Below are 13,525 nucleotides of genomic sequence, written 5' to 3' on the forward strand. Positions count from 1 at the left end.
TCTCTTATATAAAATATGCGTCCTTTAAACTTGGAGGAGTATATGATGAACCAATTAAAAAATAAAGTAGCAGTTGTTACAGGCGTAAGTCGTCTAGACGGTATAGGAGCAGCGATTTGTAAAGAATTAGCTGGAGCAGGATACGATATATTTTTTACGTATTGGACAGAGTATGATAAAGGGATGCCTTGGGGCGTTGAGAAAAATGAACAAATACAATTAGAAGAAGAGCTATTACAAAACGGTGTTAGAGTATCGAGCATGGAGTTAGATTTAACTTGGAATGATGCACCGAAAGAGCTTATAAATAAAGTTACTGAACAATTAGGGTACCCTCATATATTAATTAATAATGCAGCATATTCTACGAATAATGATTTCTCTATGTTGACTGCTGAAGAATTAGATAAGCATTATATGGTGAATATTCGTGCGACTACATTGCTCAGTAGTCAATTTGCCCGAGGATTTGATAAGAAATATGGTGGTAGAATTGTGAATATGACTTCGGGGCAATTTCAAGGTCCTATGGCAGGAGAACTAGCTTATGCGACAACGAAGGGAGCTATTGATGCTCTTACTAGTACGTTGTCAGCAGAGGTAGCTCATTTAGGAATAACAGTGAATGCAATTAATCCAGGACCAACTGATACAGGATGGATGACTGAAGAGATAAAACAAGGGTTAAAGCCGATGTTTCCTTTTGGCAGAATTGGTGAGCCAAAGGATGCAGCTAGACTCATTAAATTTTTAGTAAGTGAAGAAGCTGAGTGGATTACTGGGCAAGTTATTCATTCAGAAGGTGGGTTTAAAAGATAAAAAAGAAGGTATCTCACCTTAGTGAGATACCTTCTTTTTTAATCTTTCTTCAGTCTTCGTGCAACACCATTTCCTAAAGACTGTAATCCTTGAACGAGGATAATTAAAATAAAGACAGTTGCATACATTACTTCAGGCTCGTAGCGTAAATGTCCGAAGCGGTATGCTAAATCCCCTAGCCCGCCGGCACCCACAAGGCCAGCCATTGCTGTTGCGCCAATTAAGCCAATTGTTGCGATTGTTAATCCAAGTACAAGGGAGGGACGAGCTTCTTTAACCATGACGTGCCAAATGATTTTTATAGTAGAGACTCCCATCGCTTGGTAGGCTTCAATGACACCGCGATCGACTTCTAGTAAAGCTGTCTCCATTAAACGTGCGATATAAGGGGCTGTGAAGACGACAAGCGGTACAATAACACCTTGTACGCCAATGGATGTTCCCATTAGAAACTTTGTAAAAGGTAAGATGAAGAATAATAGAATGATAAATGGAAGAGAGCGAATGATATTAATAATTGTATTAAGAATAGGATAGATGATTTTATTTTCACGCTGCCCACCAGGTCTCGTTAAAACAAGTGTGACGCCAAGTGGCAGTGCAATAAGGATTGAGATGAGTAATGAAATAGATGTCATTTGAAAGGTTTGAATTGTGGCTTCCCATATGACTTTACCCCATTCATCCAAAAAGGACTTGTTTCCCATAATCTGTTCTACCTCCTTCTACAATGATTCCTTGCTCTTGTAAAAATGATAAAGCACGGTGGATTTCATTTTGTTCTCCTTGCATATGAACGACTAGTTTCCCATATGCTTCATGTTTTAACTGCGTAATATTACCGGATAAAATATTCGGATACACTTGGAAACGTTTTGTGGCAACAGCTAAGGCAGGTTCACCTGAAGTAGTGCCAATAAATGAAAGTGTTACAATTTCTCCAGTATTCTGTAGTTCTTTCTGTACCTCTTCTGGAATTTTAGCTGCAAAGGCGCTATTTACAAATTTCTTCGTTGTTACATGTTGTGGGTTTGTGAAAATATCTTTCACAGTCCCGCTTTCGACTACAGATCCATGTTCCATAACGGCAACGCGGTCGCATATACGTTGGATAACGTTCATTTCGTGTGTAATGAGTAAAATCGTAATTCCAATTTCTTCGTTAATCTTTAATAACAAATCAAGAATAGAATCAGTTGTTTCTGGATCTAAAGCGCTCGTTGCTTCGTCACTTAATAACACTTCAGGCTCATGTGATAGTGCACGTGCAATTGCAACGCGCTGTTTTTGACCGCCAGAAAGTTCACTTGGATAAGCATCTTTTCGATTGAAAAGATCGACAATGCGTAAATATTTTTCTACCCTTTTTTTAATTTCCACTTTTGGAATACCAGCAAGGCGTAAAGGTAATGCAATGTTTTCATAGATGCTAACAGTTTTAAGTAAATTGAATCCTTGAAAGATCATTCCGATTTTTTGTCTCGCTTTTGCTAGTTCTTTTGTTGATAACGTTGTTAAGTCTTGTTCGTTTACAATGATATTTCCTGTCGTTGGTTTTTCTAATAAATTTACACATCGAATCAATGTGCTTTTACCAGCGCCACTATACCCAATGATTCCAAATACCTCGCCTTTTTCTACTTTAAGGGAAGTAGACTTAAGAGCCTCAACATTCCCTTTTTTTGTTGTAAATACTTTTGATATGTTTTTTAATTCAATCATTATCGTCAGCTCCTACCAAGATGGTAAAACTGAACCATCAAATTTTTTCTCGATAAACTCTTTTACTTCTTTAGATTGATAAGCTTTCTTTAATTTATTTACAACGGCATCATCTTTATTTTCAGTACGAACAACGACCCAGTTCACATATGGTGAATCTTTTCCTTCGCGGAAAATAGAATCTTTCGCTGGACTTAATTTTGCACCTAATGCAAAGTTTGTGTTAATTGCAGCTGCTTTCACTTCACTTAGTTGCGTTGGTAATTGAGATGCCTCTAATTCGACAATCTTTAATTTTTTTGGATTTTCAATTACATCTTTTGCAGTCGCTTTTTCTGTAGCCTTTGGATCAACTTTTAAAACCCCTGCTTTTTCAAATAATTTTAAAGCTCGAAGTTCATTCGTTGGGTCATTTGGTACAGCAATTGCATCGCCGTCTTTTAAGTCTTTTACATCTTTTATATCTTTAGAATATACGCCCATAGGGAATGTTACTGTTGAAAATACTTCAGCTAATTTCATATTGCGTTCAGCTTTAAATACATCTAAATACGATTTCGTTTGGTAGCTATTTACATCAAGGCTTTTTTCATCTAAAGATACGTTTGGCGCTACATAATCATTAAATACTTTTATGTCAATTTCCAGACCATCTTTTGCTGCAACTTCTTTTACCTTTTCAAAAATTTGTTCATGTGGTCCACCTGTTACACCGACAGTAATCTTTTTCTCGTCTAATGCTTTTACCTCTTTATCTGAACTCACGCTACATGCGCCTAATAATAATACTGCTCCGCTTACAATGCTTAATAATACCTTTTTCATCTATAAATCCCCCTTCATATACGTTCCAAAATAAAAAGCACCTCCCAAAAATAAGAGAGGTGCCGAATAGACGAAATAGATTCCTCTCTTATCTTCCAAAACGAAAACTCGTTTTGCAGGAATTAGCACCTTAGCTTATACGTCATAAGCTCGGTTGCCGGGCATCATCGGGCCAGTCCCTCCGCCACTCTTGATAAGAGTATGTGTATGTAGTTTTGAATATGGTACTAATAGTAAATCTTACAAAAAGAATTGTCAATAATATTTTCAGAATATATTTTATTTTAAGGTAATCGAAACATTTCCTTTCTTATGGCCCATTTCTACATACGTATGGGCTTCTACAACTTCTTCTAATCGGTAAGTTCTATCAATAACAGGTTTTAGCTTTTCTGTTTCAGCTAGTTGTTTTAGTAGGTTCATATCTTCTTTACTGACTTTTGCCATCATTCCGTTCACAGATACATATTTTCCATTAGGCATTAATGCATCTGTACAAAGAGACTTTTTATATTTTCCAACTGCGTCAAATATAATATCGTAGTGATCGCCCCGCTTAGTAAAATCTTCTTTCATATAATCAATTACGTTGTCTGCCCCTAAAGCTGTTACTAAATCGAAATTCGAACTACTACAAATGGCTGTGACAGTCGCCCCGAAGTATTTAGCAAGCTGTACGGCAGCTGTCCCTACTGACCCAGAGGCGCCGTATATAAGTACTCGTTGCCCTTTTTTTATCTGTCCTTTTCTAAGGAAGTGCAATGCTGAAGTTCCGCCAAAAGGAATAACGGCAGCTTCTTCATATGTCACATTGGTAGGTTTTAATGCTATTAATCCACTTTCATGCACGCATGTGTATTCCGCATAACCACCAAGGTTTAGTTCTGTTAATGCAAAAACTGGATCTCCTTTTTTAAATTGTGTTACATCTGATCCAATGTCTTCGATTTCACCGGATAACTCTACGCCAAGTATAGGTTTTCTCGGTTTTCTGAAACCTAATATGATCCGCATAGGAATCCAAAATAAGAGGGGGCTATTAAAGCTACGTATTCTACAATCTCCAGTCGATACACTTGTTGCGTGAATTTTAACTAATACTTCATTTTTCTTAGGTGTAGGTTTTTCTATATTTTGAAGCTGGAGAACATTAGGTGGTCCATACTTTGTGCAAATAATAGCTTTCATAATGACCTCCTGAAATGAGTTGTTATTATTTACATCATATTTAAACTTTTTCTCAAACATGTTGCTATATAGGAAATAAATTTAAAGAAGAATATTACGAATTATATAGATTTCATAGGAAAAGAGATGATATTATTTTTGGGAAGGAGGGGACGTTATGAAAAAATTTATTTTAATTTCAAGTTTAGTACTTGCAGTCGGTCTAGGAGTAGGGTGTAGTAATGAGAAAACAAAAAAGACTGATGAGCCGAAAAAAGAAGCTGTGCAGAAAGAAAAGGAATTAACAGCGAAGGATGTTTTCAATAAAGCGAATGAAGCTTTTAAAAACGAAGAAAATGTAACGATGACATATGATGTGGGAATAAAGGCTGAAGGAACAGAGATGAATGTAATAAAGGCCAAAATGCAATTAGAGCCGAAGCAAAAAAATTCTCGTTCTGAAATGAATGTTTCTGGTACAGAGGTTGTTGTTTATGATGTGGGTGGCAAAATTGCTGGTCAGTTGAAAAATCCTAATACGGGTGAAGTGATGTCTGTACCAGAGGAACAATTAAATGCTAACGGAATGAATGCAACTCAAGGAATGGTAGATAATTTAGAGATTCCATCGGAAATTTTAAATAAAGTGAAGATGGAGAAAAGTGGAGATAATTATAAGCTGAAGTTTGCATTAAAAGGGCAAGAGACAGAGAGTATGTTAGCTAGTATAGATGAAAAGCAGAAACAAATGCTACAAGGCCAAAATGCAAAGATAGAAGAAATAGATGGAGAATATATTATTACAAAAGATTTTAAATATGAATCAGCAAAGATAGATATGGTTATGAGTAGCAATGGTGAGGATAAAGCGCACATTATTACGGATGCGAAGTTTACATCGTATGATAAATTTGATCCAATACAATTGCCAGCAGCAAAGTAATCACTGTCAAGAGAGGTACCTGAAAGAACGGGTATCTCTTTTTGTTGCTAATAAGGAGAGTGTCCTTTGAAAAAAAGAAAGATAGTAGTGGTCATTGTCGCATATACGGTTTTGCTTGCAATGTCTGTACATACGTATAAAAAACAAATTGATCATCCTATTATGAGTGATGTAGGTAAATTGCTTCCGACAAAAATAAAACGTGTTGAAAGTGCTACGGAAGAGCACTCGTTAATAAAATTAGTGCGAGATGCAAAAGTTTCAGGAGAGAAAATTTCCATTGCAGGCATGCAACATAGCCAAGGAGGACAGACATATTATCCGAATGGCACGATGCTCGATATGAAAGGATATAATAAAATATTAGAATTCGATCCAGAGAAGAAGCGTATTACAGTTCAAAGTGGTGTCACGTGGAATGATATTCAGAAGAAAATAAATCCATATGGCCTTGCGGTACAGGTCATGCAGTCTCAAAATATTTTTACTGTTGGTGGTTCATTAAGTGTAAATGTACATGGGCGTGATATTCGTCATGAGGCACTAATTGATACAGTAGATTCATTTAGATTGTTAATGGCAGATGGCACGATACGTAATGTAAGTAGAGAAGAAAATGCAGAGTTATTTCCATATGTCATTGGGGGTTACGGTTTATTTGGAGTTATTTTAGATGTGACGCTGAAGTTAACAGATGATGAATTATATGAAATGCACACGAGAATGATAGATTATAAAGAATACGCATCTTATTTCAAAGAGAAAGTGAAAAGAGATGAGAATGTTCGTATGCACTTAGCGCGTATTTCTGTTGCTCCAAATTCATTTTTAAAAGAGATGTATGTGACGGATTATACTTTGGCACAAAATCAAAATATGAGAGAAGAGTACAGTGAATTAAAGGAAGAAAATATTATAGCTGCACCTAAATTTTTACTTGGGTTATCACGTTATAGTGATTGGGGAAAGAATACATTTTGGGATATACAAAGAGGTTATTTTGAACGTACAGATGGAAAGTATGAGACGCGTAATAATGTTATGAGATCAGATAGTGCTTTTATGGAATATGAAAATCCAAATAGGACCGAAGTGTTACAAGAATACTTTGTGCCTATAGATGCTTTCACGGAGTATATAGATGATTTACGTAACGCATTAAATGAAGAAGAGTTTAATTTACTCAACATTACGATTCGTTACGTGGAAAAGAATGAAAATGCAGTTTTGTCCTATGCGAAAGATGATATGTTTGCGCTGGTTCTTTTGATTAACCAGGGACGCTCAGAGAGTGAGATAAAGAAAACAGAGGATGTCATTCGGAAGATGATTGATGTTACTTTAAAGCATAACGGTAGTTACTATTTGCCGTACTATTCTTATCCAACGAAAGAGCAGTTAAAAAGGGCATATCCTCGTATTGAAGAATTTCTCAAGAAAAAGAAGGAAGTAGATTCAGAAGAGAGATTTGTTAATTTATTTTATAGGGAGTATACGAAATGACATATAGAAGATTTGTGGCTTCGCAAAGTATTATCATGATGGCAGGAAGTATGGTATTTCCTTTTTATATATTATTACTTCGAAACGTTGGAAATAGCTTCTCGCAATTTGGCTGGGCGTATGGCTTATTTGCTTTAACATCAGCACTTGTATATCCACTAGTGGGAAAGGTATCTGATCAAGTAGGTGATAAAAAATTATTAATCATATACGCTTGGTCCATGGCAATCTTAATGCTTTGCTTTCCGATTGCCACGGAAGTATGGCATGTGTATATTCTTCAAATTGTAATGGGAGTTTTAGGTGCTGTGCAGCGTAATACTGAGAAGACTTCATTAGCACGAAAGGTTGCGCAGGAAAAGGCTGGTTATGAGATTGGAAAATACCATGTGTGGACATCCATTGGCGGAGCAGTAGCGGTTATTGCCACGGGATATTTAGTAGATTTCTTTACGATCGGTACAATTTTTTATATTGCATCTATTCTATATGTAGTGAGCGGGATTGTATTAAGTAGTAAAAAAATATAACTATTCCTATTTTCACCTTAATACCCTTTATTTGTTATACTAAAAGGGAATACAAAAGAAAAGGGGACAGTGCCTTTGATGAAATTTGTAGTTTTAGCTATTCTTACTTTGTTTTTGATTCCATGGACAAGAAGTAGTAGTAAGCTTCGAGCAGTGGATAAGAAGGGAGATAAGAAGGTTGTAAAGGGTAAGAAATCATCTATTTTAGTTATTCCGGTTTTATTTTGGATAGGTATTGCAATCTATGAATACTTTTGGCTAATTGATGATCGAGTAGACTCGATTCTTACTCATTATTCTGTTGCAGTAGCAATTTTAATTGGGCTTGTTTTATTTTCACAAGATCAAATAGGGAAATTAGAAGGTACATTAAAAGGACTTCTAATGTTTATTTTACTCGCAAGTTACGGCTACTTTGGTTATTTGCACGATATAGTAATCTCGCAAAAGAAATATGATTCTGTTGTTAAGATAGAGAAAGATATTTCAGAGCCATTTACTGAAAATGATCAGCCGTTTACAGTGCCGCCAAAGACAGCGGAGAATAAGATGAAAAAAGTATTTGGTGATATTCCGAAAGTAGCTTATTTTGAGCTAGGAGAATTAACGCCACAAATGGTAAACGGCGAAGCTTTATATGTAGCGCCGATTGAAGTTTCAGGATTTTTTAAAGCGCGTAAAGCTGAGACAATTCCAGGGTATGTAACGATGTCAGGTACGAATCCTGATGCGGAAGCGAAACTGCACCTCGGTTATAAAATGAAATATGTGCCAAGCATGTTTTTTGGTAATAATTTAGAGCGTGTGGTAAGGCAAGCAGAACCAAATTTAATCTTTAAAGGAAAACCTAAATTTGAGGTTGATGATAAAGGAAAACCATATTATACAATGACGTATGGTGAATTTATTTCAGGAAGATCTGGATTTGAGGTAGAAGGTGTTGTCGTAGTAGATGCACAAACAGGTGAAGTGAAAAGATATGATAAAGGAAAGGCACCTAAATTTGTTGATGGTGTATTAAATCATGAGACTGCATCTACGTTAAATACGTACTTTGGTAAATATATTCACGGATTTTGGAATACGAAATTCTCACAAACAGATATGAAAATTCCGACTGAGTGGGGAACGAAAGAAGGCGTGACCCCAATCTTTGGTAAAGATGGAACACTGTATTATTTTACAGACTTTACTTCTCCAAAAGAAGGAGTAGATTCAGCCCTAGGCTATTCATTAGTAGATGCACGCACAGGCAAGCTATATTACTATAATGGAAAAGAAGTGAAGGGGATTATGGATGGTTCAGCAGCTACAGAAGTAGTGGATAATTCCTTTAAGAGAGAGAAATGGCATGGGACAATGCCTGTCATTTATAACGTATACGGAAAACCAGCTTGGATTATTCCGGTTGTTGATGACGGAGGCCTAGTACGTGCACATACAGTTGTATATGCTGCTAATGCAAAAATATTTGCGACAGGTTCGACGCAGAAAGAAGCGCTTGAGAATTATAAAAACGTAATGAGCGGTAATGGTGATACCTTTAGACCAACCTCAACAGGAAAAGAAGCGCAAAAAGAAGGTATTGTACAACGTGTATATAAAGAGAAATCAGGTGAAAATACAATCGTGTACGTACTTTTAGAGAATGAACAAAAGGTATTTATGATACCAGTGAAGAAATTCCCGTATGCTATGTTTACAGAAGTAGGAGACCCAATTCAAATTACATATTTAGATACAGGAGAGACGATGGCCTCGGTATCTAAATTTGCGAATAGCAATGTGAAAAAGTAAAGCGATAGAATTTCTATCGCTTTTTTTACATTATGAAAGAGGAAAATGCGCTGTACTTGACGTATGTTTATGATGTAACTATAATTGTTACGATTCAGTGTGTATAGGAAAGGGTGAATTGAAAAAGTGAATGAAGTTAATCACGAAATATATAAACCTGTAAAGGCAAACAGGTTATGGATGATTCTTGTATTAGGAACACTTACGGCGATTGGGCCATTATCTATTGATATGTATTTGCCTTCATTACCGAAGTTAACGGATGATTTGCAAACAGGTGCATCCCTAGCGCAGCTTACATTAACAGCTTGTTTGCTTGGGCTGTCAGTAGGACAATTATTTGTTGGCTCAATTAGCGATATTTACGGAAGACGCAAACCACTTATTATTGCTCTTATTATTTATGTTGCTTCTTCTTTACTTTGTGCTGTTGCGCCATCTATTTGGACATTAGTATTATTGCGCTTCCTACAAGGAGCTTCAGGATCAGCCGGGATTGTTATATCACGTGCAATGGTACGTGATATGTACTCAGGTTCTGAAATGACGAAGTTTTTCTCACTGCTTATGTTAGTAAACGGAGCAGCACCTATTTTGGCACCGATTATTGGGGGGCAATTATTACAGTTTACAACGTGGCGCGGTGTTTTCATCGTTCTTGGAGCAATTAGCGTATTCATGTTAATCTCAGCTACTTTTGTATTGCGTGAAACATTACCTCCTGAAGAAAGAGAAAAGGGTGGTTTGTCAGGGACTTTGGCGACGTACGGAAAATTGTTAAAGGACCGTCTGTTTATGGGATATGCATTGTCACAAGGATTAGTAACAGCGGCAATGTTTGCATACATTTCGGGCTCACCATTTGTGTTGCAGAACATATACGGAGCATCACCACAGCAATTTAGTTTATTCTTTGCGATTAACGGCATCGGTATTATTATTGCTAGTCAGGTAACGGGTCGTTTAGCGGGGAAAGTGAATGAGAAGACATTATTTGTTGCTGGTATTATTATCGCAGCTGTTGGTGGCCTATCTTTACTACTGACAATCGTACTAGGAATAGGTTTAATCGGTGTTTTATGTTCGTTATTCCTTGTTGTATCAAGTGTCGGGGTTGTATCAACAACTGGGTTCTCATTAGCGATGAGAAATCAGAAGCAAGCTGCAGGAACAGCGTCAGCTTTATTAGGCTTATTACAGTTCATTTCAGGAGCGCTTGTCGCTCCGCTAGTAGGTATTGGTGGGAGTAATACAGCGTTACCGATGGGTGTTGTTATTGCGCTTTGTGAAGTAGGAGCAGTATTATGTTATCTATTTATGGCCAGAAGAAGTGAGAAGCAGTTTGAACTGCAACAAAGACAAAATTTAGAGGCTTAAAAAAAAAGAACTGATTCAAAGGGAATGTTTGAATCAGTTCTTTTTTTCATTTCTTTGAAATACCTCATACATATTATTCATAATCGTATCATATAAAACAGCAAGTTTATCCCACACCCAGCGATTACTATCGACTTCTTTTTCCCCACAGTCGATAATATCGGTATGGTCAGTAATTTTATACGCTTTTTTAACGATAATAGGAGCAATCTTCGGTATACGTGGGATTTCCTTTAAGGTATCTGCAAAGTTTCCAATGTAGACATGACCGATGATTTCGATTGTTAATGATTTATCCGATATATTTAGCACGGTATGAAATTGATTTGTATGTTGTTGTTTTAAATATTGAGCTAACTTAAATGGAGCATGCTTCTTCTTTAATACGCGGCGAAGGCTCTCTGTATTTTCGATATGAAGTGATTTTTCGCGAATAAGGACACGAATATCTTCTCCCATAAAAGGCATTGTGTTGTACATAGATGATTCTCCTTAAAACCTTACATATGTTTGCGTTATGCATATGTAAGTCTAGCATGGTTTGTTCTTTATGTGTGCTTACAGTTTTGTAAGGTGATGTAGTAAAGCATTGCAAAAGTTATTTGTATAAAGTGACGATACTGTGACAAACATGTTGGTATATATATTACGATGTCGTCTTAAGTGTAAAAAGTAGGGCGTTCTCGGTATAATAACAAGTGGAGATAAAAGAAACTATAATGAGTAATAGCTGTAGATAAAAGGAGAAGAAGAGATGAAGAAGGTTTTGGGTATTGCTGTAATGGGAAGTATGATCCTTCTAGCAGGATGTAATGGAAATAAAGATACGAAAGAACCGAAAGAACCGAAAGAAAAGGTAGAGCAATCTACTGAACAAACAGAAGAGATGAAAGAATACCTTGCAGTACATGAAAAATACGATATAAAAATGAATAAAGAAATTAATAAAGCACTGCAGTTATTTGAAGTGGCAAAAGAAAAGGGCGGTAAGGAAATAACGAATGCTACATATAAAGAAGACGTGCAAAAGGTAACAACGAGCATGTTAGAAGATATTGATCATATACGTAAAGAAATTCGTGTTCCGAAGTCGAAAGAGCAAGAACATGAGGTATATGTTGGTTTCTTGAATGAATCAGAACAAGCGATGAAAAAATTACAGAAGTTAGCTAAAGAAGAAGATTCATCGTTGATTCGGGATATAGAAATTAACTTTGCAACAGCATCGACATACTATAAACGTTTTCAAGCAGAAACGAAAAAATAACCTTGCCTGTGCAAGGTTATTTTTTCTTCTTGCCATCTCCGTCTTCATCCTCAGATGCTAATATTTTCTGTTCTTCGTGAAATTCGGAAATAGTTTGCCCGGTAATATTATCGAAAGGAGTATAAAAAGAAGTAATACGTTTCTTTTTAATAAAGAGTTTATAGGAGCCGATCATGACAAGTATAACGATTGTTAAGGGTAATCCTATAGTAGCAAGAAGTAAGGGGTCCATCTTATAACTCCTTTAACATCATTTCTTTTTATTATAAGCCGAAAACTGTAATTTCGATAAATGAATTAAAAACTGATTTTTCTAAATTTATCCAATTTGATTGACTTTTCGATTTTTCAGAATTATAATTCGAAATATACAATTTGAACCAAATAATAATATAGCAATTTACTTATCCAGAGAGGTAGAGGGACTGGCCCTATGACACCTCAGCAGCGGGTTCTGTAATAGGAACACCGTGCTAATTCCAGCAAGCAAGTCTTGAAAGATAAGTGATGGGCCTTTGTTTGTTAAGCCTTGATCTTATTTTTTAAGATCAAGGCTTTTTGTATTCTAAAAAGAGAAAAGGGAGTAATGGAAAAAGTACATTCATAAAACAAAGTAAATTCATGTGTTTAGGGGGTTATTGAAGTGTATGTAATTAAAAAATTATCGGTTATGGTGTTCACACTATGGGTTATTACGACAGTGACATTTCTAATTATGCATATTATTCCGGGAGATCCATTTTCATCAGATGCAAAAATCTTTCCTGAAGAAGTGATCCAAAACATGAGAGCGAAGTATCACCTTGATGAACCGTTATGGAATCAATATGTTGCTTATTTAGACGGTGTAGTTCATTTTGATTTTGGTGAATCTGTTCAATCAACCGGGCAAGGTGTATCAGAAATTATAACAACTGGCTTTGGTCCATCGGCAATTATTGGTCTACAAGCACTTGTTATTTCATTGTTAGTAGGAATTGCGGCAGGGACATTTGCTGCTCTATATCATGGGAGAGTAATTGACTATAGTGTGAGTTTGCTCGCAATTTTAGGTATTTCTATTCCAAGTTTTATTTTAGCACCACTATTTATACAAGTATTCGCTATCCAATTTGAGTTTTTACCAGTAGCCTCTTGGGGAACATTCGAACATACGGTATTGCCATCCTTTGCATTAGCGTTAGGGCCAATCGCAGTTATTACAAGGTTTGTTCGTTCTAATATGATCGAAGTACTGCAGAGTGATTATATTAAGCTAGCAAGAGCAAAAGGTATACCAATTAAGAAGATTATTATAAGACACGCTCTTCGAAATGCGATTGTTCCAGTACTTACATTTGTTGGACCGTTAATGGCTGGACTCTTAACAGGGACTTTCGTTATTGAAAAAATCTTTTCAATTCCTGGCCTAGGAAAATATTTTGTAGATAGTATTTTTAACCGAGACTATCCGGTGATTATGGGAACAACGATTTTCTATAGTGCATTATTAATTGCTTGTATTTTCATTACAGATATTATTCATCGCATTGTTGATCCGCGTATTCGTTCTATTACATAAGGAGGGGGGATATT

The 13,525-nt window shown here is 36.2% G+C and carries 14 protein-coding genes and 2 riboswitches; of the genes, 8 read left to right on the forward strand and 6 right to left on the reverse strand.

Annotated features, from left to right (window positions below):
- Positions 1-42: 42 nt before the first annotated feature.
- Complete coding sequence (locus QCI81_RS15285; RefSeq protein ID WP_071731285.1) at positions 43-819, forward strand: SDR family oxidoreductase; 777 nt, start codon at positions 43-45, stop codon at positions 817-819.
- A 38-nt stretch (positions 820-857) separates the two neighbouring features.
- Here QCI81_RS15285 and QCI81_RS15290 read toward each other — a convergent pair whose 3' ends face one another.
- The 4 genes from QCI81_RS15290 to QCI81_RS15305 form a co-directional block, all read right to left on the reverse strand.
- On the reverse strand, positions 858-1,526 hold the full coding sequence (locus QCI81_RS15290) for a methionine ABC transporter permease (protein ID WP_000527151.1): 669 nt from the start codon (positions 1,524-1,526) through the stop codon (positions 858-860).
- On the reverse strand, positions 1,501-2,541 hold the full coding sequence (locus QCI81_RS15295; protein ID WP_069354751.1) for a methionine ABC transporter ATP-binding protein: 1,041 nt from the start codon (positions 2,539-2,541) through the stop codon (positions 1,501-1,503). The genes QCI81_RS15290 and QCI81_RS15295 overlap by 26 nt, the downstream gene beginning before the upstream one ends.
- 12 nt (positions 2,542-2,553) lie before the next feature.
- Complete coding sequence (locus QCI81_RS15300) at positions 2,554-3,366, reverse strand: MetQ/NlpA family ABC transporter substrate-binding protein (RefSeq protein ID WP_071731286.1); 813 nt, start codon at positions 3,364-3,366, stop codon at positions 2,554-2,556.
- An 85-nt stretch (positions 3,367-3,451) separates the two neighbouring features.
- Positions 3,452-3,566, reverse strand: a riboswitch (SAM riboswitch).
- 79 nt (positions 3,567-3,645) lie between these two features.
- Positions 3,646-4,554 (reverse strand): NAD(P)-dependent alcohol dehydrogenase, encoded by a 909-nt coding sequence (locus QCI81_RS15305; protein WP_071731287.1) that lies wholly within the window; start codon positions 4,552-4,554, stop codon positions 3,646-3,648.
- 157 nt (positions 4,555-4,711) lie between these two features.
- On the opposite strand from QCI81_RS15305, the gene QCI81_RS15310 reads away from it, so the two are divergent.
- The 5 genes from QCI81_RS15310 to QCI81_RS15330 all read left to right on the forward strand — a co-directional run bounded on the left by QCI81_RS15310 (position 4,712) and on the right by QCI81_RS15330 (position 10,683).
- Entirely contained in the window at positions 4,712-5,476 is a 765-nt protein-coding gene (locus QCI81_RS15310) for a DUF6612 family protein (protein ID WP_071731288.1), read from the forward strand.
- Positions 5,477-5,542: 66 nt separating this feature from the next.
- On the forward strand, positions 5,543-6,979 hold the full coding sequence (locus QCI81_RS15315) for an FAD-binding oxidoreductase (RefSeq protein WP_071731289.1): 1,437 nt from the start codon (positions 5,543-5,545) through the stop codon (positions 6,977-6,979).
- On the forward strand, positions 6,976-7,509 hold the full coding sequence (locus QCI81_RS15320; RefSeq protein WP_000222367.1) for an MFS transporter: 534 nt from the start codon (positions 6,976-6,978) through the stop codon (positions 7,507-7,509). Before QCI81_RS15315 ends, QCI81_RS15320 begins: the two co-directional genes overlap by 4 nt.
- 78 nt (positions 7,510-7,587) lie before the next feature.
- Positions 7,588-9,306 carry a DUF3981 domain-containing protein gene (locus QCI81_RS15325; protein WP_064531591.1) on the forward strand — a complete coding sequence of 573 codons (1,719 nt, stop codon included), beginning with the start codon at positions 7,588-7,590 and terminating at the stop codon, positions 9,304-9,306.
- A gap of 117 nt (positions 9,307-9,423) precedes the next feature.
- Positions 9,424-10,683, forward strand: a complete 1,260-nt coding sequence (locus QCI81_RS15330) for a multidrug effflux MFS transporter (protein WP_223259190.1) — start codon at positions 9,424-9,426, stop codon at positions 10,681-10,683.
- 33 nt (positions 10,684-10,716) lie between these two features.
- On the opposite strand, the gene QCI81_RS15335 is transcribed toward QCI81_RS15330, so the two are convergent.
- Positions 10,717-11,163 (reverse strand): hypothetical protein, encoded by a 447-nt coding sequence (locus tag QCI81_RS15335; RefSeq protein ID WP_000282869.1) that lies wholly within the window; start codon positions 11,161-11,163, stop codon positions 10,717-10,719.
- A gap of 274 nt (positions 11,164-11,437) precedes the next feature.
- Here QCI81_RS15335 and QCI81_RS15340 point away from each other — a divergent pair, with 274 nt between their 5' ends.
- Positions 11,438-11,950 carry a hypothetical protein gene (locus QCI81_RS15340; RefSeq protein WP_071731290.1) on the forward strand — a complete coding sequence of 171 codons (513 nt, stop codon included), beginning with the start codon at positions 11,438-11,440 and terminating at the stop codon, positions 11,948-11,950.
- Positions 11,951-11,966: 16 nt separating this feature from the next.
- Here the strand turns inward: QCI81_RS15340 and QCI81_RS15345 are convergent, their stop codons facing one another.
- Positions 11,967-12,182, reverse strand: coding sequence for a DUF3951 domain-containing protein (locus QCI81_RS15345; protein WP_071731291.1), 216 nt, complete (start codon positions 12,180-12,182; stop codon positions 11,967-11,969).
- A 169-nt stretch (positions 12,183-12,351) separates the two neighbouring features.
- Positions 12,352-12,457: riboswitch (SAM riboswitch) on the forward strand.
- A 136-nt stretch (positions 12,458-12,593) separates the two neighbouring features.
- On the opposite strand from QCI81_RS15345, the gene QCI81_RS15350 reads away from it, so the two are divergent.
- Positions 12,594-13,511 carry an ABC transporter permease gene (locus QCI81_RS15350; protein WP_000289326.1) on the forward strand — a complete coding sequence of 306 codons (918 nt, stop codon included), beginning with the start codon at positions 12,594-12,596 and terminating at the stop codon, positions 13,509-13,511.
- The last annotated feature ends 14 nt before the right edge of the window (positions 13,512-13,525 follow it).

Origin of the sequence: Bacillus cereus group sp. MG20 (genome assembly GCF_040459885.1) — a bacterium.
Lineage (GTDB): Bacteria > Bacillota > Bacilli > Bacillales > Bacillaceae_G > Bacillus_A > Bacillus_A cereus.

Coding starts and splice junctions, on each gene's coding strand:
- QCI81_RS15285 (WP_071731285.1), top strand. CDS start 43: ATGATGAACCAATTAAAAAATAAAGTAGCAGTTGTTACAGGCGTAAGT.
- QCI81_RS15290 (WP_000527151.1), bottom strand. CDS start 1,526: ATGGGAAACAAGTCCTTTTTGGATGAATGGGGTAAAGTCATATGGGAA.
- QCI81_RS15295 (WP_069354751.1), bottom strand. CDS start 2,541: ATGATTGAATTAAAAAACATATCAAAAGTATTTACAACAAAAAAAGGG.
- QCI81_RS15300 (WP_071731286.1), bottom strand. CDS start 3,366: ATGAAAAAGGTATTATTAAGCATTGTAAGCGGAGCAGTATTATTATTA.
- QCI81_RS15305 (WP_071731287.1), bottom strand. CDS start 4,554: ATGAAAGCTATTATTTGCACAAAGTATGGACCACCTAATGTTCTCCAG.
- QCI81_RS15310 (WP_071731288.1), top strand. CDS start 4,712: ATGAAAAAATTTATTTTAATTTCAAGTTTAGTACTTGCAGTCGGTCTA.
- QCI81_RS15320 (WP_000222367.1), top strand. CDS start 6,976: ATGACATATAGAAGATTTGTGGCTTCGCAAAGTATTATCATGATGGCA.
- QCI81_RS15325 (WP_064531591.1), top strand. CDS start 7,588: ATGAAATTTGTAGTTTTAGCTATTCTTACTTTGTTTTTGATTCCATGG.
- QCI81_RS15335 (WP_000282869.1), bottom strand. CDS start 11,163: ATGTACAACACAATGCCTTTTATGGGAGAAGATATTCGTGTCCTTATT.
- QCI81_RS15340 (WP_071731290.1), top strand. CDS start 11,438: ATGAAGAAGGTTTTGGGTATTGCTGTAATGGGAAGTATGATCCTTCTA.
- QCI81_RS15345 (WP_071731291.1), bottom strand. CDS start 12,182: ATGGACCCCTTACTTCTTGCTACTATAGGATTACCCTTAACAATCGTT.